The organism is Rhodococcus sp. P4_F3_2, assembly GCF_056401335.1.
Genome location: NZ_JBFUJN010000012.1, coordinates 273,322 through 294,672, shown reverse-complemented (window position 1 = coordinate 294,672; position 21,351 = coordinate 273,322). Strand labels below are relative to the sequence as shown.

General features: G+C 63.1%; 21 protein-coding genes. 18 read left to right on the top strand and 3 right to left on the bottom strand.

Annotated features, from left to right (window positions below; all coding sequences use genetic code 11):
- Nucleotides 1–2: 2 nt before the first annotated feature.
- Both AC1DWA_RS15495 and cofD read right to left on the bottom strand, forming a co-directional pair.
- Nucleotides 3–1,388, bottom strand: coding sequence for a coenzyme F420-0:L-glutamate ligase (locus AC1DWA_RS15495; protein WP_070386883.1), 1,386 nt, complete (start codon nucleotides 1,386–1,388; stop codon nucleotides 3–5).
- Nucleotides 1,385–2,377, bottom strand: a complete 993-nt coding sequence (gene cofD, locus AC1DWA_RS15490; protein WP_477916796.1) for a 2-phospho-L-lactate transferase — start codon at nucleotides 2,375–2,377, stop codon at nucleotides 1,385–1,387. The genes AC1DWA_RS15495 and cofD overlap by 4 nt, the downstream gene beginning before the upstream one ends.
- Nucleotides 2,378–2,757: 380 nt before the next feature.
- Between cofD and AC1DWA_RS15485 the strand changes: the two genes are divergently transcribed.
- Complete coding sequence (locus AC1DWA_RS15485; protein ID WP_020907098.1) at nucleotides 2,758–3,036, top strand: WhiB family transcriptional regulator; 279 nt, start codon at nucleotides 2,758–2,760, stop codon at nucleotides 3,034–3,036.
- A 155-nt stretch (nucleotides 3,037–3,191) separates the two neighbouring features.
- On the opposite strand, the gene AC1DWA_RS15480 is transcribed toward AC1DWA_RS15485, so the two are convergent.
- Nucleotides 3,192–3,680 (bottom strand): metallopeptidase family protein, encoded by a 489-nt coding sequence (locus AC1DWA_RS15480; protein WP_003940797.1) that lies wholly within the window; start codon nucleotides 3,678–3,680, stop codon nucleotides 3,192–3,194.
- Nucleotides 3,681–3,760: 80 nt separating this feature from the next.
- On the opposite strand from AC1DWA_RS15480, the gene AC1DWA_RS15475 reads away from it, so the two are divergent.
- The 17 genes from AC1DWA_RS15475 (at nucleotide 3,761) to hpf (ending at nucleotide 21,300) form a co-directional block, all read left to right on the top strand.
- Entirely contained in the window at nucleotides 3,761–4,147 is a 387-nt protein-coding gene (locus AC1DWA_RS15475; RefSeq protein WP_020969213.1) for a DUF3499 domain-containing protein, read from the top strand.
- 127 nt (nucleotides 4,148–4,274) lie between these two features.
- Nucleotides 4,275–5,648, top strand: coding sequence for a phosphomannomutase/phosphoglucomutase (locus tag AC1DWA_RS15470; RefSeq protein ID WP_019747772.1), 1,374 nt, complete (start codon nucleotides 4,275–4,277; stop codon nucleotides 5,646–5,648).
- A 163-nt stretch (nucleotides 5,649–5,811) separates the two neighbouring features.
- Complete coding sequence (locus tag AC1DWA_RS15465; RefSeq protein ID WP_477846066.1) at nucleotides 5,812–6,906, top strand: tobH protein; 1,095 nt, start codon at nucleotides 5,812–5,814, stop codon at nucleotides 6,904–6,906.
- Complete coding sequence (gene manA / locus AC1DWA_RS15460) at nucleotides 6,907–8,154, top strand: mannose-6-phosphate isomerase, class I (protein WP_477846065.1); 1,248 nt, start codon at nucleotides 6,907–6,909, stop codon at nucleotides 8,152–8,154.
- Nucleotides 8,155–8,182: 28 nt separating this feature from the next.
- Complete coding sequence (locus AC1DWA_RS15455) at nucleotides 8,183–9,142, top strand: cation diffusion facilitator family transporter (RefSeq protein ID WP_477916794.1); 960 nt, start codon at nucleotides 8,183–8,185, stop codon at nucleotides 9,140–9,142.
- Nucleotides 9,143–9,228: 86 nt separating this feature from the next.
- Entirely contained in the window at nucleotides 9,229–10,725 is a 1,497-nt protein-coding gene (locus AC1DWA_RS15450) for an amino acid permease (protein ID WP_019747776.1), read from the top strand.
- A gap of 111 nt (nucleotides 10,726–10,836) precedes the next feature.
- Nucleotides 10,837–12,063 carry an alkane 1-monooxygenase gene (locus AC1DWA_RS15445; RefSeq protein ID WP_020907102.1) on the top strand — a complete coding sequence of 409 codons (1,227 nt, stop codon included), beginning with the start codon at nucleotides 10,837–10,839 and terminating at the stop codon, nucleotides 12,061–12,063.
- Nucleotides 12,063–12,248, top strand: a complete 186-nt coding sequence (locus tag AC1DWA_RS15440; RefSeq protein WP_003940827.1) for a rubredoxin — start codon at nucleotides 12,063–12,065, stop codon at nucleotides 12,246–12,248. Before AC1DWA_RS15445 ends, AC1DWA_RS15440 begins: the two co-directional genes overlap by 1 nt.
- Entirely contained in the window at nucleotides 12,245–12,427 is a 183-nt protein-coding gene (locus tag AC1DWA_RS15435) for a rubredoxin (protein ID WP_084326458.1), read from the top strand. The genes AC1DWA_RS15440 and AC1DWA_RS15435 overlap by 4 nt, the downstream gene beginning before the upstream one ends.
- 48 nt (nucleotides 12,428–12,475) lie before the next feature.
- Nucleotides 12,476–13,120 (top strand): TetR/AcrR family transcriptional regulator, encoded by a 645-nt coding sequence (locus AC1DWA_RS15430; protein WP_477846064.1) that lies wholly within the window; start codon nucleotides 12,476–12,478, stop codon nucleotides 13,118–13,120.
- A 53-nt stretch (nucleotides 13,121–13,173) separates the two neighbouring features.
- The gene (ahcY, locus tag AC1DWA_RS15425) at nucleotides 13,174–14,652 is read left to right on the top strand and encodes an adenosylhomocysteinase (protein ID WP_021332564.1); all 1,479 of its coding nucleotides are present in this window, start codon (nucleotides 13,174–13,176) and stop codon (nucleotides 14,650–14,652) included.
- Between the two features lie 80 nt (nucleotides 14,653–14,732).
- Nucleotides 14,733–15,374, top strand: a complete 642-nt coding sequence (locus tag AC1DWA_RS15420) for a dTMP kinase (RefSeq protein WP_211917008.1) — start codon at nucleotides 14,733–14,735, stop codon at nucleotides 15,372–15,374.
- A 116-nt stretch (nucleotides 15,375–15,490) separates the two neighbouring features.
- Nucleotides 15,491–16,168, top strand: coding sequence for an MtrAB system response regulator MtrA (mtrA, locus tag AC1DWA_RS15415; RefSeq protein ID WP_003941013.1), 678 nt, complete (start codon nucleotides 15,491–15,493; stop codon nucleotides 16,166–16,168).
- Nucleotides 16,165–17,904 (top strand): MtrAB system histidine kinase MtrB, encoded by a 1,740-nt coding sequence (gene mtrB, locus AC1DWA_RS15410; RefSeq protein WP_477916792.1) that lies wholly within the window; start codon nucleotides 16,165–16,167, stop codon nucleotides 17,902–17,904. Before mtrA ends, mtrB begins: the two co-directional genes overlap by 4 nt.
- Nucleotides 17,901–19,679, top strand: coding sequence for an MtrAB system accessory lipoprotein LpqB (lpqB, locus tag AC1DWA_RS15405; protein WP_020907106.1), 1,779 nt, complete (start codon nucleotides 17,901–17,903; stop codon nucleotides 19,677–19,679). Before mtrB ends, lpqB begins: the two co-directional genes overlap by 4 nt.
- 33 nt (nucleotides 19,680–19,712) lie before the next feature.
- The gene (locus tag AC1DWA_RS15400) at nucleotides 19,713–20,444 is read left to right on the top strand and encodes a ComF family protein (protein WP_024487220.1); all 732 of its coding nucleotides are present in this window, start codon (nucleotides 19,713–19,715) and stop codon (nucleotides 20,442–20,444) included.
- A gap of 175 nt (nucleotides 20,445–20,619) precedes the next feature.
- Nucleotides 20,620–21,300, top strand: coding sequence for a ribosome hibernation-promoting factor, HPF/YfiA family (gene hpf / locus AC1DWA_RS15395; RefSeq protein WP_003940893.1), 681 nt, complete (start codon nucleotides 20,620–20,622; stop codon nucleotides 21,298–21,300).
- Nucleotides 21,301–21,351: the final 51 nt, after the last annotated feature.

Below are 21,351 nucleotides of genomic sequence, written 5' to 3'. Positions count from 1 at the left end.
ACCTACAGCTCCACCAACGCGTCCCCGGGGGCGGAGACCGTGCGCGGAGTCAGTGGTTCGAGGGGGTACCCGATTGCGACTGCGCCGAGTGGCTGCCAATCGGCCGGGAGATCGAGTTGTTCGCGTACGAGGTCGGCGGCGAAGATCGTCGATCCGATCCAGCAGCTTCCCACGCCGCGTGTGGCCAGCGAGACCAGCAGTCCCTGCACTGCCGCGCCGGCAGCGACGGTGAACATCGTGGACTCCGCCGCGGTACGTCGGGCATCCGGATAACTGTGTGCGCCGTCGGGCACGCAGAAGGGAATGACGACCTCGGGGGCATCGAACAGGATGTTTCCGCGGGCAACCCGCGCGTCGACGGATTCGTCGCTACGACCGTCCGCACGCAGATCGGCGGCCCACTTCTCACGCATCTGCTCGAGGAGCGACGTGCGGACCGACGCGGTCCGCAGCCACACGAATCGAACAGGCCTCGTGTGGTGGGGTGCTGGAGCGGTGAGTGCCTCGGCGATCGAGCTGCGAATGATCTCCGCGTCGACGGGATCACCTGCGAACTGCCGAACCGACCGACGCAACAGCAGCGCCTGGCCGCGGCCCATCGCCGTAGCCTCCTCGGTTCCCAGCCAGAACAGATCGTCCGGGCCGCGACGGATCAGATCCTGGCCACTCGAACCGTCGTCCTCGAATCGGAGTCCTCGCACGACGGCGACGGGAACGCCGCCGAGCTTGCCCTTGACCAGATCGCCCGCAGCGGCGATCTCGTCCGCGATCGCGATCTCGGTGACGATCAGATCGTTGCCCTGGCTGTCCTGTGCCCCGAGGTAGCCGTGCAGGACCGGAATGCCGGAGGAACCGATCGCGGCATCGGTCTGCCCGTTGCGCCACGCACGACCCATCGTGTCGGTCACGACGACGGCGACGGACTTGCCCGTGCTCTCGAGAATTCGGGCACGCAGCCCCGCTGCGCTCGCGTCGGGATCCACGGGGAGCAGGGCCAGTTCGGCACCGTCGACGTTGGAGCCGTCGATGCCCGATGCGGCCTGCACGATGCCGAGTTTGTTCTCGGTGATCAGAGTGCGGCCCTTGCGGGCCACGACGCGGACGGCTTCCTGATCCACCAGGAGGCGTCGTGCTGCGTCGCGCTCTTCCGGATCGGTCGGCGAGGAAACGATGCGACCCTCGACTTTTGAGAACACCTTGCTCGTGACGACAACGACGTCGCCGTTCTCGAGCCACGGTGTCGCGTCGACGACAGCGGCGGCCAAGTCGTCTCCGGGTCGGAACTCGGGAAGGCCGAGCACGGGAATGACTTCGATTGCGGCGCCGGGGGAGTGATCGCCGGGGGAGTGATTTCTGTCGCGGCTTGCTTCGGTTCCGGGCTCGGTCACAGTTCGACTCCGGCGATCTCGAAAGCCGTTCGAACCATTTTTGCGGTCTCTTCGGGGGACGTCATCAAAAGTGGGATGCTTCGCACGTCCACCCCGTCGATGTCGGCCGTGTCACCTTCGTCGACGAGCCAGCCGTCGAGAATGCCGTTGATCGAGCGAGCTCCGTRGTGACGACCGATCGCCTCGGAAGTCGTCTCGACCCCGATCACTTCGAGGCACTCGTCAGCCATGCCGCGCAACGGTTTTCCACCGATGACGGGGGAGAGGCCGACAACCTTGGCTGCGGTGGTCCGCAGGGCTCCGCGAATGCCGGGCACCGCGAGGATCGCGCCGACGCTCACGACGGGATTGGACGGTGCGATCAGCACGATGTCGGCACCGTCGATCGCCTCGACCACCCCCGGCGCGGGCTTGGCCTGCTCGGCGCCGACGTGAGCGAAGCTGTGAGTTTCCACCTGTGCTCGATGGCGTACCCACCACTCCTGGAAATGAATCGCCTTCTGCTCACCGTCTTCCGGATCGGTGATCACAACGTGTGTTTCGCTGCGATCGTCGCTCACGGGAAGCAGTGCGACACCCGGATTCCAGCGATTGCACAACGCTTCGGTGATCGCGGACAACGGATATCCTGTGCGGAGCATCTGGCTGCGAATCAAATGCGTTGCGATATCGCGATCTCCGAGGCCGAACCAGTCCGGCTTCGCTCCGTATGCCGCGAGTTCTTCTTTCGCATTCCAGGTTTCGCCGGCGTGCCCCCACCCGCGTTCGGTGTCGATACCGCCGCCGAGTGTGTACATACAAGTGTCCAGATCGGGGCAGATCCGCAGACCGTGCATCCAGACGTCGTCTCCGACGTTGACGACGGCCGTGATGCGATGTGGGCCTTCGTATTTCTCGAGGGATTCACCACCGGCGATTCCGAGCGCATTTTGCACACCTTGAAGGAAACGAGCCCCGCCGACGCCGCCAACCAATACAGTCACGTTCACGACAACAGAGCCTAGGCGGTCGGCGCGTCGTCGTGTCTGGCGGGCAGAAGGTCCCGCCAATTGGGGGCCGGAATACTAATGGATTCATCTCGTTTAGCTTGACCGCGACACGCTGGACGTGTGTAATCTCAAATGTGTCATTCCAACCGCTACTTGTGAGTTCACTTGCAGCGGGGCCGGTTTCGAACACAGTTTCGAACGGTCGACGGGGTGGGGTTGAAGATGGAGTGAAAATTCTGCGCTATTACAGGTGAGGAGGCGGAACGATGCCCAATGAAAATGTCGAGATCAGTTCTCTCGCAATGACAGTAAGCGACGAACCGCAGACCGATTCCCGAGCAGGCGCAGCAGAAGGTGCCTGCAGCAGTGAGTTCGACGGTATGAGTACTCGGCCAGTGCTGAGTCTCGTCACCGGCTTCGAAGAATTGTTCGACACCATCGAGGATCAGTGGCAGGAGCGTGCTCTCTGCGCGCAGACCGATCCCGAAGCGTTCTTCCCTGAAAAGGGTGGATCGACGAGGGAAGCAAAACGGATCTGCCTCGGTTGTGAAGTTCGTGACGAGTGCCTCGAGTACGCGCTCGCGAACGACGAACGGTTCGGAATCTGGGGAGGGTTGTCCGAGCGCGAGCGTCGGCGACTCAAGCGGGGGATCATCTGATCTGCTGCTGAATCGGTTCTGTCAGCGTCGGGGCTGACGGGCGGTCTTCGAAAGTCTGACCTGCAACGGGGAATTGCAGGTCAAGCAACGACTGTTTTGTTCTTCGTGTGGATTTACTTCTTCGTGTGACATCAGTTTTTTCGTCTGACGGTGCGTCAGTCCTCGTCGGGCAGTGTGGGGTCGATGACCTGTGGGTCGACGCCCAGATACGTGCCGACTTGATGGACCAACACGTCGTGCACCAGATCCGTGAGTTCTTCCGGATCCTTCGCGCGCTGCTCCAATGGGCGGCGAAACAGCACAATTCTTGCGCGAGTCGTATTTCCGTGACGGTCGATTCCGGCGGGTATCAGTCGTGACAGTGGAACCGGGCCGTCTGCGATGACCTCCGGCGGCCATGTGACGGACTCCGGATCGTGCGCGTGAATCTTCGGAACTTCGTCCACCGCGATGTCGAGTTTCGTCAACCGGTCGTGCCACGCGAGGTCGACGGGCGAGAAGGCGTCGAGCACCAGGAGATCGAACTTCTCGGCCCGGGTACGCCTGGCGGGCACCTCCGGGGGAAGTAGTGGTCCGCGCAGGCCACGGCCGTGTCGCTCGATGGAACGAGTGGTGACTGAGCGTCGGCGGCGGGCTTGTGGCATGGCGCCCAGATTACGACAGAAGAAACTGCTCGGTGTGTCCGAGTAGGTTCCGGACGTGGGGAGGGCTAGGCTCCGTACCTGTGAGATCTCTGCGTCGCTGCTGCCGCCCCGGGTGCAAGAACCCCGCCGTCGCGACGCTTACGTATGTCTACTCGGACTCCACTGCGGTTGTCGGGCCGCTGGCAACCGTCGCCGAGCCCCATTCATGGGATTTGTGTGACACTCACGGCTCTCGAATCACCGCCCCCAAGGGCTGGGAACTCGTCCGCCACGAAGGCGGATTCGCGTCGAGCACTCCCGACGAAGACGATCTGACCGCTTTGGCCGAAGCTGTACGCGAAGCCGGTCTCGGAGATCGCAACAAGTCCAACGTCGACGCAGATGAGGACATACGTCCCGCGGCTCCGAGTACTGCCCGTACAGGGCGTCGTGGACACCTCCGCGTACTGCCCGACCCATCCAACTGACGCGAGATTCGTCGCCGCAGACGCTAGGCTCGACCGAGTACTTCCACACCCGAGTACTGCGAATCTCCGGACGCCATGCGCCCGGACGTTCCCGTCTGTGAGGGTGCATGCACAAGGAGAGTTTTCAGTGGGGCGAACAGCCGAGTCGGTTGCTGCAATCATCAAGGCGTACGACGTGCGCGGCGTGGTCGGTGAGCAGATCGACGAAGATTTTGTCCGCGACGTGGGAGCGTCGTTCGCCCGTCTGGTCCGTGACGAGGCCGGCGCAGCCACGACGGTTGTGATCGGCTACGACATGCGTGCATCGTCGCCCACACTGTCTTCTGCTTTCGGTGACGGCGTGCTCGCTCAAGGACTAGACGTCGTCTACATCGGATTGGCGTCGACCGACGAGCTCTACTTTGCATCCGGTTTGCTGAACTGCCCGGGCGCGATGTTCACGGCGAGCCACAATCCGGCCAAGTACAACGGCATCAAGATGTGCCGTGCCGGCGCCAAGCCCGTCGGTCAGGACACCGGCCTGGCAGTGATCTCCGCCGAGGTCGTCTCGGGTGTTCCCGCGTACGACGGACCGGCAGGCACCGCCAGCACGAAGGACGTCCTCGAGGAATACGCGAGCTACCTCCGCGGATTGGTCGACCTGGCTGCGTTGCGCCCGATGAAGGTCGCAGTCGATGCAGGAAACGGCATGGGCGGCCACACCGCGCCGGCCGTATTCGGGCCGATGCCTCTCGAAGTCCTCCCGCTCTACTTCGAGCTCGACGGCACGTTCCCCAACCACGAAGCCAATCCGCTCGATCCGGCCAACCTCGTCGACCTGCAGGCCTACGTGCGTGAGACCGGAGCAGACATCGGCTTGGCTTTCGACGGTGACGCGGACCGTTGCTTCGTCGTCGACGAGAAGGGCGACCCCGTCTCTCCGTCCGCGGTGACGGCACTTGTCGCCAAGCGCGAACTCGCGAAGGAACCGGGCGCGTCGATCATCCACAATCTGATCACGTCGCGGGCAGTGCCCGAACTGGTCGAAGAACTCGGCGGCGTCGCGATCCGTACCCGAGTCGGCCACTCGTTCATCAAGCAGGAGATGGCCGAGACCGGTGCCGTCTTCGGCGGCGAGCACTCAGCTCACTACTACTTCCGCGATTTCTGGGGCGCCGACTCCGGCATGCTCGCGGCGTTGCACGTACTCGCCGCACTGGGCGAGCAGGACCGTCCGCTCTCCGAGTTGATGGCGGAGTACACCCGCTACGCGGCCTCGGGTGAGATCAACTCCACGGTGGCTGACGCGGCCGATCGCACTGCCGCTGTGCTGGCAGCATTCGCGGACCGCACCGAGTCGGTGGACCGCCTCGACGGTGTCACAGTCAGTCTCGAGGGAAATGCCTGGTTCAACTTGCGCGCGTCCAACACCGAGCCTTTGCTGCGACTCAACGTCGAAGCACCCACGTCCGCCGATGTCGACGCATTGGTGAACGAAATTCTGGCGATCGTCCGGGCTTGAATCCGAGTCTGATCGGTTTGTCGGTGAGCCGAAGCCCTGGGATAGTTGGGGGACTATCTCGGGAACGACTGCCTCGGGAACGAGGGCTTTGCCACCACAGACCGCGTAGAGCTGGAATGCTGGACGGTGCGGGAACTGCTAACGGAGAAGGGGGTGCGGTGAGATGACAGCGCCGATGCCGCTTCTCGACCTCGACGACAGCGAGGGTTTGTCGGCTGCCGATTCGGAAGGACTACTGCGGTCTGTGGCCATGGGGGGCGCACAGATTCGGGCCACCGCATCGGCCGTCGGCGAGGGTGCGATCTCTCGGCTGGCCGGCCTGCGCCCGCGCAGCGTCGTGCTGATTGCCGGTGCCGGTGGCGCTCGGCACGGAGCCAGGATCGCGCTTGCTCTCGTCGGAGCTTCGGTCGGTTGTCCGCTCCTCGTACTCGACCGGACGCCGTCGTGGGCCGGACCGTTGGACGTGATCGTCGTTGCCGGTGACGATGCCGGTGATCCGCGCCTGGTCGAATCCGTCGACAGTGCAGTTCGCCGTGGCGCCGAAGTTGTTGTCGCCGTTCCGGACGAGGGGCCCATGCGGGCCGTGGCGGCCGGGCGCACCATGTCGTTGCCGCCGCGGCTCTACGCCTCGCCGAGGCACACGATGACGCGGTTCCTCGCCGTCTTCCTCGCCGTTGCCGCCGAAATCGAGGGCAAGGGATCGATCGAGGACCGTTCGGCGGTGCTCGGTCGGATCGCCGACGCCGTTGATGCGGAGGCGCTGCGGGACGGGCCGGCCAACGAGGTATTCCACAACCCGGCCAAGTCGTTGGCCACCAGAATGAGCGGCCGGCGAGTCGTTCTGTGTGGGAGTGGTTCCGTGACAACAGCACTCGCAGAGTTCTCGAGCGTTTCGCTGATGAGCTCGGGCCTGAATGCCGCTGCCGCCGAGATGTCGGAGGTGATTCGTTCGGCGCGGGCGCTGTTCGCGCCGGACGCAGCTTCGCGTGATTCGGTGTTCCACGACCCGTTCTTTCACGATCCGCAACTGGACGGCGCACTGCCGACCCCGCCGGCGCGGGCGTTCGTCTTCGCGACCGAATCCACGCGCGGGGAGGCGAGACGCCGGATGGACGCACTGGCCGACGCCGATCTGGTGGTGGCGGCAGACGAAGACCAGACCAACGTGGTGATATCGGAGATGGAGCAGGTATTCGTGTTGGCGTCTCGAGTAGACATGGCCGCGGCGTACGTGCAGTTGACGGGCGGTGCGAAGTAAGTGCGTGAACTCGAAGGTGCACTTCGTTCTTACGCGTGGGGCTCGCGAACGGCAATTGCCGAACTACGCGGTCTTGCGACCCCGTCGAATCATCCCGAAGCGGAGTTGTGGTTGGGCGCCCACCCGGGCGACCCGGCGCGCGTGATCACCGAATCCGGAAGCGAGTCGTTGCTCGAGGTCCTGCACCGCGAACCCGAGCGTGAACTCGGCCGTGAGAACCTCGATGCATTCGGTGAGCGACTCCCATTCCTGCTCAAGTTGCTTGCGGCGGAAGAGCCGCTGTCGCTTCAGGCGCATCCCAGCGCCGTTCAAGCCGACGAGGGTTTTCGTCGTGAGAACGCACTCGGCGTTCCCATGGAGTCGCCGATTCGCAACTACAAGGACGGCAGCCACAAGCCCGAACTCGTTGTCGCGCTGAGCAGATTCGAAGCGCTTGCCGGATTCCGTGAGCCGACGCGGACTGTCAAACTGCTGCGCGCTCTGGCCGTCGACGAGTTGGAGCCGTACATCGGTCTGCTCGAAGGCCAACCCGATTCCGACGGACTCCGGGCGTTGTTCACGACATGGATCACGCTGCCGTCCACGGTGCTCGGGACGTTGCTCCCTGCCGTGCTTGCCGGGTGCATCACCTACGTCGCGCACCACGACGCCGAATTCGTGACCGAGATCCGCACCGCGCTGGAATTGAGCGAGGCGTACCCCGGCGACGCCGGCGTTCTTGCGGCACTACTGCTCAACCGCGTCACACTCGAGCCCGGCCAAGGACTGTTTCTCGCTGCGGGAAATCTCCACGCGTATCTCCATGGACTCGCGGTCGAGATCATGGCCAACTCCGACAACGTGCTGCGCGGCGGGCTGACGCCCAAACACGTCGACGTGCCCGAACTGTTGAGGGTTCTGGACTTCGTCGGGGCCGATATCGAAGTGCTCGATCCGGCCCCGTCATCAGGATCAGGTCAGTCAGGATCAGGTCAGTCAGGGTCAGGTAGATACGAGTACGTCACGCCCGCACCTGAATTTCGTTTGACGCGTCTGGAGTTCGACTCGAATGCCACCGACCTCGTTGTCGAAGCCGGCGGCCCGCGGATCCTGATCTGCACCGACGGCGCGGTCACTGCGACGTGCGGTGCCGACACTCTCGACCTCGATCGGGGCCGAGCCGCGTGGATTGCTGCCGACGAGCCCGTAGTACACCTGACCACACAAACCCCGACTGCGCAGGTTTTCAGTGCAGTGGTCGGTCGATAGGAATCTCGGTCGATAGCGAGGAGACATTGTGTCGGCTCATGGTGGCAAGAAGGCAATTCTGGCGGCCCTCGGAGCCAATGCCGGAATTGCCGTAGCCAAGTTCGCCGGATTCTTGATCACCGGATCGTCGTCGATGCTCGCCGAATCGGTGCACTCGGTGGCCGACACGTCCAATCAGGGTTTGCTGCTCTTGGGGCAGAAGAAGGCAGAACGTGAGGCAGATCAACTGCACCCGTTCGGTTACGGGCGCAACCGGTACTTCTATTCGTTCGTCGTTGCACTGGTGCTCTTCACCCTCGGTTCGCTGTTCGCGATCTACGAAGGTATTCACAAGATTCAGCATCCGGAAGAACTCAATTCGGCTTTCGTGGCAATCGCGATCCTGTTCATCGCGATCTGCCTGGAGGGCTACAGCTTCCGGACCGCAGCGAAGGAATCACGACCGCTCAAGGGAAATGCGTCGTGGTGGAACTTCATCCGAACCTCTCGTAGCCCGGAACTCCCGGTTGTGCTGCTCGAGGACACCGGCGCATTGATCGGTCTCGTCCTTGCACTCGGCGGCGTCGGCCTCACGATGGTGACCGGAAATCCGGTCTTCGACGGCATCGGAACTCTGTGCATCGGTGTCCTGCTCGGCATCATCGCGGTCATTCTGATCATCGAAATGCAGTCGCTGCTGATCGGTGAGGGCGCAACGGCGGTGGAGACCGAACTGATCCTCAACGCACTGGTCGACGGAACTCGTATCGAACGCGTCATTCATTGCAAGACGCAGTACCTCGGTCCCGAGGAGATCCTTGTTGCTGCCAAGGTTGCGGTGCCGGTCGGATCGACGATCTCGGATGTGGCGACGGCGATCGACGAGGCCGAGTCTCGCGTGCGCGCTGCAGTGCCTGCGGCGCGGGWGATCTACCTCGAGCCGGACCTGGATCGTCTCAGCGCAGGAGATCGCCCTGAAACAGATCTGCAGGCTCCCGACAAACCCTGAACAAAGCCGCGCCTGCGGGCTTAGGCTGATGCCATCTCTCTACTTGCCCATGGTGGGACCTGCTGGTCCCCAGCAAGGAGGCGGCAATGGCTGTCAAGGACGAGCAGGCCGGATCTGGACGGTCGAAGCTGTTTCGAACCAAATCGATCGAGCAGTCCATCAAGGACACCGACGAGCCGGAGACCAAACTCCGGAAAGAGCTGAACTCGTGGGATCTCACGGTGTTCGGTGTCGCAGTGGTCATCGGTGCGGGCATCTTCACACTCACGGCTCGGACGGCGGGAAACGTCGCCGGGCCGTCGGTTTCCCTGGCTTTTGTCATCGCGGCAATCGCCTGCGGACTGGCAGCGCTGTGTTACGCCGAGTTCGCGTCGACGGTCCCGGTTGCCGGTAGCGCGTACACGTTCTCGTACGCGACATTCGGCGAATTCGTCGCCTGGATCATCGGCTGGGATCTCATCCTCGAATTCGCCTTGGCGTCTTCGGTGGTGGCAAAAGGCTGGTCGCTGTACCTCGGCGAAGTGATGGGTTCACGCAGCCCGATCGTCGAGTTGGGGCCGATCTCGTTCGACTGGGGTGCGGTGCTGGTGATCGCCGTCATCACGATCCTGCTCGCGACCGGCACAAAACTCTCTTCGAGGGTGTCACTGGTGATCACGGCGATCAAGGTCGCGGTGGTGTTGCTGGTGATCATCGTCGGTCTGTTCTACATCGACACCGACAACTACTCGCCGTACATTCCGCCGTCGGAGCCGGGCTCGACGGGAGAGGGCATCCACCAGTCGTTGTTCTCGTACGTGACCGGGGCCGGTGGCAGCACATTCGGGTGGTACGGATTGCTCGCGGCAGCCAGTCTGGTGTTCTTCGCGTTCATCGGCTTCGACGTCGTCGCCACGACTGCGGAGGAGGCGAAGGAGCCGCAGAAGGCGTTGCCACGCGGCATCCTGGGCTCGCTCTTGATCGTCACGGTTCTGTACGTGGCAGTGACACTCGTGTTGACCGGGATGGTGAAGTACACCGAACTCGAGGGCGATACTTCCAACCTGGCAACGGCATTCGCCTTCCACGACATCACGTGGGCGAAAAACGTCATCTCGTTCGGCGCGTTGGCCGGTCTCACGACCGTGGTGATGGTGCTGATGCTCGGTCAGACCAGGGTGCTCTTCGCGATGGCACGCGACGGTCTGATGCCGCGACGCCTGGCGCCGACCGGCAAGCACGGAACTCCCGTGCGGATCACGATCTTGGTCGGCGTTGTGGTCGCGGTGCTCGCCGGAGTGTTCCCGATCGGCACCCTCGAGGAAATGGTCAATATCGGCACGTTGTTCGCGTTTGTTCTCGTGTCGTTGGGGGTTCTCGTGCTTCGTCGGACGCGGCCGGACCTACCCCGCGGGTTCAGGGTGCCACTGGTCCCGCTGATCCCGATCCTGGCTGTCCTCGCGTGTCTCTGGTTGATGTTCAACCTGTCGGTGGAGACCTGGATGAGGTTCGTGGTCTGGATGGCCCTCGGAGTTGTCATCTACTTCGCCTACAGCAGGCAGCATTCGTTGATCGGGAAGCGTGAACGCGGCGAAATCGAGTAAATGTACAAAGATTATTATTTGTCTATCACTTGTACAAATAGCGTAGTACTGTCTATCTCAGGGTGAACTGACTCACAGTTGTCGAGTCGGTCCGAATCGAGGAGGTAGACCGTGTCGACGCACGTGAACTCGCAGTCCGGGCAGACGCTCCCGCCCGAGCAGTGGCGTGACAAGAAGAGATATCTTTGGCTGCTCGGCCTGGTGCCGCCGACGGCGGTCTTCATTGCCGTCGGATTGGTTGCGTTGTTCAACAGTCTCGGGTGGAACGCGGTCTCGCCGGTGTGGTGGTGGATCGGGCCTTTGCTCGTCTACATCCTGCTCCCGATCCTCGACATCTTCTTCGGTCCGGACGGCGAGAATCCGCCGGACGAGGTGATGGAGCGCCTCGAGAACGACAAGTACTACCGGTACTGCACCTACATCTACATACCGTTCCAGTTGGCCAGCCTGGTCCTGGCCTGCTATCTCTGGTCGGCGACCGACCTGTCCTGGCTCGGAATCGACGGGGGACTGGGGCTGATCTCCAAGATCGGTCTGGCGATCAGTATCGGTTGCGTCGCAGGAATCGGGATCAACACCGCACACGAACTAGGTCACAAGAAGGACGATCTCGAGCGCTGGTTGTCGAAGATCACTCTGGCGCAGTCGTTTTACGGCCACTTCTACATCGAGCACAATCGTGGACACCACGTGCGGGTCGCCACGCCCGAGGATCCGGCGTCGTCTCGCTTCGGCGAGAGCTTCTGGACCTTCCTGCCGCGCAGTGTGTGGGGATCTCTGCGCTCGTCGTGGTCCCTGGAGAAAGCCAGGCTCGATCGACTGGGTAAGAAGCCGTGGACAATTCGCAACGACGTCCTGCATTCGTGGTTGATGTCCGTCGTACTCTTCGGTGTCCTCGTCGCCGTCTTCGGGCTCTCGGTGCTGCCGTTCCTGGTGCTGCAGGCCGTCTTCGGATTCTGCCTGCTCGAAACCGTCAACTACCTCGAGCATTACGGACTGAAGCGTCGCCGTCTGGACAGTGGGCGGTACGAGCGCGCCGCACCGGAGCACAGTTGGAACAGCGATCACATCTGCACCAACATCTTCCTGTATCACCTCCAGCGTCACAGTGACCATCATGCGAACCCGACACGTCGTTATCAGACGCTTCGAAGCATGGACGGTGCACCCAACTTGCCCAGTGGGTACGCGAGCATGATCATGCTCGCCTACGTTCCGCCGCTGTGGCGAAAAGTAATGGATCCCAAGGTCCTTGCCCATTACGGCGGTGACATCACCCGAGTCAACGTTCAGCCGTCCAAGCGTGATCGCATTCTCGCCCGATACGGAGCAGCGTGATGAGCAGCTACCGATGCCCGGTGTGTGAATACGTCTACGACGAGTCGAAGGGTGCACCACGAGAAGGGTTTCCGGCAGGAACGCCGTGGGATGCCGTGCCGGACGACTGGTGCTGCCCGGACTGCGGCGTCCGGGAGAAGCTCGACTTCGAACCGATGCCGGCGACGGCGGGGAGTGAATCATGAACGACTACAAGCTGTATCAGTGCGCGCAATGCGGATTCGAGTACGACGAGGCAGTCGGCTGGCCGGAGGACGGTATCGAACCGGGCACTCGCTGGGGCGACATTCCCGAAGACTGGAGTTGCCCGGACTGCGGCGCGGCGAAGAGCGACTTCTTCATGGTGGAGGTCGAGCGGCGGTGAGATGCGTCGGCGTCGAACGGACCTAGGTGCGGCGGTAGTGTCGTCACCATGACTTCGACGCCAACTCGTCTGCCGCAGAAAGAAGCGTCGCGCCTGCTGCTGCGTACGTCGGTGCTCGATTCGATGCGTGAGTTGTTGACCGAGCGTGACTGGTCCGAGGTGACGCTGACAGTTCTGGCCAAGCATGCCGGTGTGAGTCGTCAGACGCTCTACAACGAGTTCGGTTCGAGGCAAGGGCTTGCCGAGGCATACGCGCTTCGCCTTGCCGACGGATTCGTCGATGCGGTGGACGAGGCCATGGTGGCGAACGACGGACGTGCAGTCGAGGCATTGACGGCGGGCTTCGGCTCGTTTTTCGCCTCCAGCGCAACCGACCCGTTGGTGATCTCTCTGCTCACCGGTGAGGCCAAGCCGGACCTTCTTCGCCTGATCACCACTGACAGCGCGGTCATCATCGAACGCGCGTCGTCGCGGCTTGCGGAGAGCTTCCAGCGAGGGTGGATTCAGGCGTCACCCACCGATGCCGGGATTCTGGCCAGGGCGATTGCGCGTCTCGGGCTCAGCTACATTTCGATGCCGCCGGAGTCCGAGGTTTCGGTGGCGGAGGATCTGGGCACATTGCTCGGGCCATTCATCGACGTGGCGCGCGAGGGTCGCGCAGTAGAGGGGCGGGAGAGGGCGTCTAACCGATAGCCTGGTACACCGATAGGCTTGTGCATAGTTTGCACGTCAACCAGGAGAGGCAGATGACGACCTCAGTTTCAACAACGCCCGTGGCCGAGAGCCGTAACGGCATCGACTTCAAAGTTGCAGATCTTTCGCTCGCGGAGTTCGGTCGCAAGGAAATCCGTCTGGCAGAGCACGAGATGCCCGGCCTCATGGCGCTTCGTCGCGAATACGCAGAGGTGTTGCCGCTCAAGGGCGCTCGCGTTTCCGGCTCGCTGCACATGACCATTCAGACCGCGGTTCTGATCGAGACGCTGACGGCGCTCGGCGCCGAGGTCCGCTGGGCTTCGTGCAACATCTTCTCCACGCAGGATCATGCTGCCGCCGCCATCGTCGTCGGTCCGCACGGCACCCCGGAAGAGCCCAAGGGCGTTCCGGTTTTCGCCTGGAAGGGTGAAACCCTCGAAGAGTACTGGTGGGCAGCGGAGCAGATGCTGACCTGGCCGGGCGAGCCCGCCAACATGATTCTCGACGATGGCGGCGACGCCACCATGCTGGTGCTCAAGGGCGCACAGTTCGAGAAGGCCGGCGTCGTGCCGCCGACGGACGACGACCAGGATTCCGACGAGTACAAGGTCTTCCTTGCGCTTCTGCGTCAGTCGCTCGCCGCTGACAAGGGCAAGTGGACTGCGATCGCCGAGTCCGTCCAGGGTGTCACCGAGGAGACCACCACGGGCGTTCTGCGTCTGTACCAGGTTGCCGCTGCCGGCGAACTCACGTTCCCCGCGATCAACGTCAACGACTCGGTCACCAAGAGCAAGTTCGACAACAAGTACGGCACACGCCACTCGCTGCTCGACGGCATCAACCGCGGCACCGACGTTCTGATCGGCGGCAAGGCTGCGYTGGTCTGTGGTTACGGAGACGTCGGCAAGGGTTGTGCCGAGGCACTTCGTGGCCAGGGCGCTCGCGTCGCGGTCACCGAGGTCGACCCCATCAACGCCCTTCAGGCGCTCATGGACGGCTTCGAGGTCAAGACAGTCGAGCAGGCCATCGGCTGGGCCGACATCGTGATCACGTCCACCGGTAACAAGGACATCATCACGTTCGAGCACATGAAGGCCATGAAGCACCAGGCCATCCTGGGCAACATCGGTCACTTCGACAACGAGATCGACATGGCAGGCCTCGAGAAGTCCGGCGACGTCACGCGGATCAACATCAAGCCGCAGGTCGACGAGTTCACCTTCGCCGACGGCCACTCGATCATCGTGCTGTCCGAAGGCCGCCTGCTCAACCTCGGCAACGCGACGGGCCACCCGTCGTTCGTGATGAGCAACAGCTTCTCCAACCAGGTCATCGCACAGATCGAACTGTGGACGAAGCCGGACGAGTACGACAACGAGGTCTACCGCCTCCCGAAGCACCTCGACGAGAAGGTCGCCAAGATCCACGTCGAGGCGCTCGGTGGCACGCTGACCAAGCTCACGAAAGATCAGGCTGAGTACATCGGCGTCGACGTCGAAGGCCCGTACAAGCCGGAGCACTACCGCTACTGACCCGGCGATTCGTCGCTGAGAATGTAGTGCCCGCCGTCCCCCGGTCTGCGCAAGCAGGCCGGGGGATAGGCTTGTCCGCCGTGGGAACACTGGTGGCATTGGAAGGCCTCGACGGAGCTGGAAAGCGAACGTTGATCGGCAAAGTGGAGACCGAACTCCGCCGCGGCGGCACGTCGATCGCGACTCTGGATTTTCCGCGGTACGGAAAGTCGATCCACGCGGATCTTGCTGCCGAGGCGCTCAAAGGATCACACGGAGACCTGGCCGAATCCGTGAACGCGATGGCAGTCCTGTTCGCCTTGGACCGCGCCGGTGCTGCGGCTCGGATCTCGGAACTGTTGTCCACCAACGACATTGTTCTCCTCGACCGCTATGTTGCCTCCAACGCTGCCTACAACGCGGCGCGAGTGCATCAGGGCGTGGACGGCGAGATGGTCGCCTGGATCCGTGAATTGGAGTTGGGTCGACTCGCTCTCCCCGCTCCCGATCTGCAGCTGTACCTCGACGTACCGGTAGCTCTGGCCGAGCAGCGCGCCCGCTCCCGTGAGGCCCAGGACGCGTCGCGTCAGCTCGACGCCTACGAGCGCGACGGCGGTCTGCAGGCCAGAACCGGTGAGCTCTACAAGCAGTTGGCAGCGACGAACTGGGCCTCACCCTGGTGGATCGTGGGGCCGGAGACGGACCCGGCCGATCTGGCACGCAGGCTCGCGGATTTCGCGTGATCGGTCACCCTGGCAGCCGGGATTCGAACTTTCCGGCACAGTAGAGGGAAAGACGCGGCACGCCGCACGGCCTCGTAACGGTCTGATTCATCGCTCCGAGATGCAACGATAGGGATATGAAACCAAGGATTCTGGTTGTCGACGACGACACGGCACTCGCCGAGATGCTCACGATCGTGCTGCGTGGTGAGGGTTTTGATCCCTACGTGGTAGGCGACGGAACCCTGGCGCTCGCGGCAGTGCGTGAGACGCGCCCCGATCTCGTCCTGCTCGATCTCATGCTTCCCGGAATGAACGGGATCGACGTATGCCGGGTTCTGCGTGCGGATTCCGGTGTGCCCATCGTGATGTTGACGGCCAAGACCGACACAGTCGACGTCGTGCTCGGCCTCGAATCCGGTGCGGACGACTACATCATGAAGCCGTTCAAGCCGAAGGAGTTGGTGGCGCGAGTTCGCGCTCGCCTGCGCCGCACCGAAGAGGAACCGGCCGAGCTGCTGAGCATCGCCGACATCGTGATCGACGTGCCGGCGCACAAGGTCAGCCGCGGCAGCGAGCAGATCTCGCTCACACCACTCGAATTCGACCTGCTGGTCGCATTGGCGCGCAAGCCGCGCCAGGTGTTCACCCGTGAAGTCCTCCTCGAGCAGGTGTGGGGATACCGCCACGCCGCCGACACCCGTCTGGTGAACGTGCACGTTCAGCGTTTGCGCGCCAAGGTCGAAACTGATCCCGAGAATCCCGAAGTGGTTCTGACGGTCAGGGGGGTCGGCTACAAGGCCGGACCGCCGTGAGCGGAGTTTCCAGGTGGCGTCGTCGTCTCAATCGACGGCTGACGCCATTTCTGYGGTGGTGTCACTCGATGAGCAACACCCTCGCGCACACGTGGCGACGCTCGCTCCAGTTGCGAGTGGTCGTCTCGACTTTGACGTTGTCCTTGATCGTCATCGTCATTCTCGGTGTCGTGCTGACCAGCCAGATCACCGATCGACTGTTGGAAACGAAGATCACCGCGGCAACCGAGGAAATGGACCGTGCCCGCGGCATCGTCGAAGACCAACTCGCGGGCGTCGACGATTCGACGGCGCTCAACGTTCAATTGGAAAGCGCTGCATCCGGACTGACAAGCCGTCGCAACCAGACCTCGGGCCAGGCCTCCGGGTCGGCCGGCACCTTCGACCCGGTGCTCATCGTGCCCGGGGACGGGCCGCGCCAGCCGACGAGTTCGGGACCGGTCGATCAAATCCCAGACAACCTGCGCGAGTTCGTCAAACGCGGCCAGATCAGCTACCAATTCGCGACGGTGTCCAACCCGAACGGTTACTCCGGTCCCGCGCTGATCATCGGTAGCCCCACCGCGTCGTCGATATCGGGACTCGAGCTGTACCTGATCTTCCCGCTCGCAAGCGAAGACCGGAGTCTGTCGCTTGTTCGAAGCACCCTGCTGATCGGTGGAGCCGTGTTGCTGGTGCTCCTGGCTGCGATTTCGCTGTTGGTTGCCAGGCAGGTCGTGCTTCCCATCCGATCGGCCTCACGAATCGCGGTGCGTTTCGCAGACGGCCGACTCAAGGAACGAATGCCGGTCCGCGGCGAGGACGACATGGCGCGCTTGGCCATGTCCTTCAACGAGATGGCCGAGAGTCTGTCCAAACAGATCACCCAGTTGGAGGAGTTCGGCAGTCTCCAGAAACGCTTCACCTCCGATGTCAGCCATGAACTCCGCACACCTCTGACCACGGTCCGCATGGCAGCCGACCTGATCTACGACGGCAGCGAAAACCTCGATCCGATGCTGCGTCGGTCGTCGGAACTGCTTGTCGCCGAGCTGGACAGGTTCGAGGGGCTTCTGGCGGACCTCCTCGAGATCTCCCGCCACGACGCCGGTGTCGCGGAACTCGCATCCGAACAACTCGACGTGCGTATGTGTGCGCGAGCGGCCGTTTCCACAGTTCGCCATCTCGCCCGCGAATCCGGCACCGAACTGATCGTGGACATGCCGGACGAGCCCGTCATGGCAGATGTCGATCCGCGCCGCGTCGAACGCATCCTGCGAAATCTCCTGGCCAACGCCATCGACCACGGTGAGGGGAAGCCGATTCTGCTTCGCCTTCGCGCCGACGACAATGCCCTCGCCTTCATCGTCCGCGACAGTGGCGTCGGGTTGCGTCCGGGCGAGGAGAAGTTGGTCTTCAACCGGTTCTGGCGATCGGACCCGTCCCGCGTGCGCCGCAGTGGCGGCACCGGACTCGGCCTCGCGATCAGCGTCGAAGACGCGAATCTGCACGACGGCAAGCTCGAGGCCTGGGGCGAACCGGGAGTCGGCGCCTGCTTCCGGCTGACGCTCTCGCGCACCCGTGGCAAGAAAGTCGTGTCGAGCCCACTGCCTCTCAAGCCGACGACCACAAAGTTCGTCCGCACCCCGAGCGAAGCCGACATCGTCGCCGATACCGTCGGCGAGGTCACGTCGTCCCTGCCGACTCCGCGCGAATCGGACTCGCGGAACGAGTCCAACGGTGGGGATCGATCATGATCGGAACCCGCCGCCGTCTGGCACTTCTCGCAACGACGCTCAGCGTGCTGTTGCTGACCGGCGCGTGCGCGAGTTTGCCGGAATCCTCCTCGCCGCAGGCAATCGGAACTCTGGCAACCGCTGTGCCCGGAACCTCCGTCGAATCACCGGCATCGGGGCGAGAGCCGGACTTGCTGGTACGTGACTTCGTCAAGGCGAGTACCGATCCGTCCAACCGGCATGCCGCAGCCCGTCAGTACCTCACCAAAGACGCGTCGGCGCGCTGGGACGACGCGGCCAGTGCCGTCATCGTCGACAAGATCGACACCCTGTCGGCGTCGCGAACCAGTTCCGAAGCGGTGTACACGATTCGTGTGAACAAGGTCGGTCGCCTCGACCCCGGCGGGCTGTACGTCCCCGAAGAGGGCAGCTTCGAAGCGAAGATGACGCTGACGTTGACCGATGGCGAATGGCGTATCAGCGATCTGCCACCCGGTGTGATCATGGAGCGCCCGCAGTTCCTCGGCGCATATCAGCGGAAGTCGTTGTTCTTCCTCGACCCGACCAGCCAGACAGTCGTCCCCGACCTTCGCTGGATCTCCGGCGGACAGGACCAGGTGGCAGCTCAGCTGATCGGCCTCATGATCGACGGACCGAAGGCAGCGCTGGCGCCGGCTGTACGAAACGAACTCGGCAATGGCGTGTCGGTGATCGGTCCGATCACCAAGGCCGACGGCAAGCCGGGACAGGTCGGAGTCGGTCTCGGCGGTGTGCGCATCAACTTCCGTCTGGACAATCCGATGGATGCTGCGACGCGCGGTTTGTTTGCAGCGCAAGTCATCTGGACGCTCGCCAATGCCGATGTCGCGGGACCGTACGTTCTGGAGATCGACGGCGAGCCGCTGGACGCGGCTCATGCGGAAGGCTGGACCACCGCCGACGTCGCGTCCACCAACCCGCTGGCCACCACGAGTGCGACCGTCGGACTGCACGCACTGCGCAACGGTTCACTGGTGAGCGTCAGCGAGCAGGAGGCGACTCCGGTGCCCGGTTTCGCGGGCAATGCGGGCAACCTCACGGCGGCTGCTCTCTCGCGGGACGGCAAGTTGGTCGCAGCCGTCGCAGACACCGCTCGGCCGGATCCAGCCACCCGGTTCGACTTGTCGCTCGGTACATACGGCGATGGTTCCGCTCCGGTGCTCGAAGGCAGCGCCATCACCCGGCCCTCGTGGGAACTCGACAACAACGCGGTCTGGGCGGCGGTGAACGGCAATACCGTCGTTCGGGTCGTCCGCGAACCAGGAACCGGTCGGGTGTCGGTCACCAACGTCGATGTCGGGGCCTTGACGTCGGTCGGCTCCACGATCTCGGAATTGCGTCTCTCTCGCGACGGCGTGCGAGCCGCGATGATCATCGACGGCAAGGTCTACCTGGCCGTGGTCGTGCGCACACCCAGCGGGGTCTACGCCCTGACGAGTCCGCGTGCTGTGGCGTCCGGCTTGGGAAGTACCGCGCTCTCACTCGACTGGAGCAACAGCGACACCATCGTGATCGCGCGCAGTGGAGCCGATATACCGGTCGTCCAGGTCGCGATAGACGGTTCACGAATGGACGCGCTGCCGAGTGGAAACCTGACCGCTCCCGTCACCTCCGTGGATGCGTCGCCGACCACCGAGTACGTCGCCGACGCGCGTGCGGTGTTCCAACTGAACAACAACGACCCCGCCGGGGATCGACGCTGGCGTGAAGTGACTGTGCTGACCGGACAGAAGGCGATTCCGGTTCTACCTGGCTGACGTCTCTGTGCTCTGGTGCATGTCTGTGCTCTGATGCATGTCGGTGCTCTGATTCATGATTCGGCCATGGGGGACAAGAAATTCGGTGCCGGATTGCTCGATCTGCTGTTGCCACGCGAGTGTGGTGGGTGTGGCCGCACGGGGACGCTGTGGTGCGGTGAGTGCGCGGAACTGCTGCGTGACCATCCGGTTCAATTGAGTCCGCGCGTAGACCCGGGCGTGCCGGTCTGGGCACTCGGCCGCTACGACGGCCCCAGGCGGCGCAGTGTGATCGAGATGAAGGAACGGGGTCGTCGGGACCTCGCGACGCCTCTGGGGATCGCTGTGGCCGGTGCATTGGGCACTCTGGAACGGTGGGGCGAGGTCGGCGGCGGGGGTCGTACGCCGATCATGCTGGTGCCTGCTCCCACACGCGCCCGAGCGGCGCGTTCTCGCGGGGGTGATCCGGTTCGCCGGATAGCCGAGAGTGTGCGCGAAAAGAGGGAAGTTGGTTCTGTCGAGGGGCGTCCGGTACGTGTCTGTCCGATTCTCCGGATGACGCGAGGCGTACGTGACTCGGTCGGACTGTCCGCGGCCGACCGAGTGACCAATGTGAACGGTCATGTGTCTCTCGACACCACTGCAGTCTCTTCGATTGTCGGGGACGGCGACATCGTCCTGCTCGACGACGTCCTGACCACGGGAGCGACTGCGGCAGAGTCGGTTCGGGCTCTCGCGCTCAGTGGGATTCGGACAACTCTCGTGCTTGTTCTTGCAGGGGCTTAGATGAATTTCGTTGGAACAGTGGCACTCGCGCGCGTTACGTACTAGCGTCGGCGGCACACCCGAAAATACTGGTAGGAGGTGGTACTTCGATACTGGTGCCGGGCGGATCCCCTCTCGGTACTTGCAGAATTTGCCGCCGCCCACCGTGGGGCGGGGCCGTAATTGGGAGGTACGAGTGACGACCCCTTCGCAAGCCTCGTTTTTCATCGAGGACGCCACCATCGAGCGTTCCGAGAATGCCGCAGCTCCGAGATCCGACGTCGTAGTCAAGGGACGAAATGTCGAGATCCCCGATCACTTCCGAATCTACGTTTCGGAAAAGCTGGCGCGACTCGAACACTTCGACCCCTCCATATTCCACTTCGACGTGGAACTTCAACATGAACGCAACCGACGACAGGCCAAGAGTTGCCAGCGCGTCGAGATCACCGCTCGAGGTAAAGGCCCGGTGGCCCGAGCCGAAGCGTCCGCAGACAGCTTCTACGCCGCCTTCGAATCGGTGATCGACAAGCTCGAGAGTCGCCTCCGTCGAACCAAGGACCGCAAGAAGGTCCATTACGGCGACAAGCGACCGGTGTCCGTCGCGGAGGCAACCGCCTCCCTCGTCGACGCAGACTCACTCGGAGTCACACCGGACATTTCGCTGAACGGCCAAGAGCCGGACGAGTACGACGGCCCGGGACGCGTGGTCCGCACGAAGGATCACCCGGCCGAGCCGATGACCATCGACGACGCTCTGTACGAGATGGAATTGGTCGGACACGACTTCTTTCTCTTCCATGACAAGGAGTCGGACAAGCCGTCCGTCGTCTACCGTCGTCACGCTTTCGACTACGGATTGATCCGCCTGACATGACCCAATCGGTGGTGGGTTTGCTCGCTCGCCGCCGGTAGCGCCTACCATGGA

Coding starts and splice junctions, on each gene's coding strand:
- AC1DWA_RS15485 (WP_020907098.1), top strand. CDS start 2,758: ATGAGTACTCGGCCAGTGCTGAGTCTCGTCACCGGCTTCGAAGAATTG.
- AC1DWA_RS15480 (WP_003940797.1), bottom strand. CDS start 3,680: ATGCCACAAGCCCGCCGCCGACGCTCAGTCACCACTCGTTCCATCGAG.
- AC1DWA_RS15465 (WP_477846066.1), top strand. CDS start 5,812: ATGACAGCGCCGATGCCGCTTCTCGACCTCGACGACAGCGAGGGTTTG.
- AC1DWA_RS15450 (WP_019747776.1), top strand. CDS start 9,229: ATGGCTGTCAAGGACGAGCAGGCCGGATCTGGACGGTCGAAGCTGTTT.
- AC1DWA_RS15440 (WP_003940827.1), top strand. CDS start 12,063: ATGAGCAGCTACCGATGCCCGGTGTGTGAATACGTCTACGACGAGTCG.
- AC1DWA_RS15435 (WP_084326458.1), top strand. CDS start 12,245: ATGAACGACTACAAGCTGTATCAGTGCGCGCAATGCGGATTCGAGTAC.
- AC1DWA_RS15430 (WP_477846064.1), top strand. CDS start 12,476: ATGACTTCGACGCCAACTCGTCTGCCGCAGAAAGAAGCGTCGCGCCTG.
- mtrA (WP_003941013.1), top strand. CDS start 15,491: ATGAAACCAAGGATTCTGGTTGTCGACGACGACACGGCACTCGCCGAG.
- lpqB (WP_020907106.1), top strand. CDS start 17,901: ATGATCGGAACCCGCCGCCGTCTGGCACTTCTCGCAACGACGCTCAGC.
- AC1DWA_RS15400 (WP_024487220.1), top strand. CDS start 19,713: ATGCATGTCGGTGCTCTGATTCATGATTCGGCCATGGGGGACAAGAAA.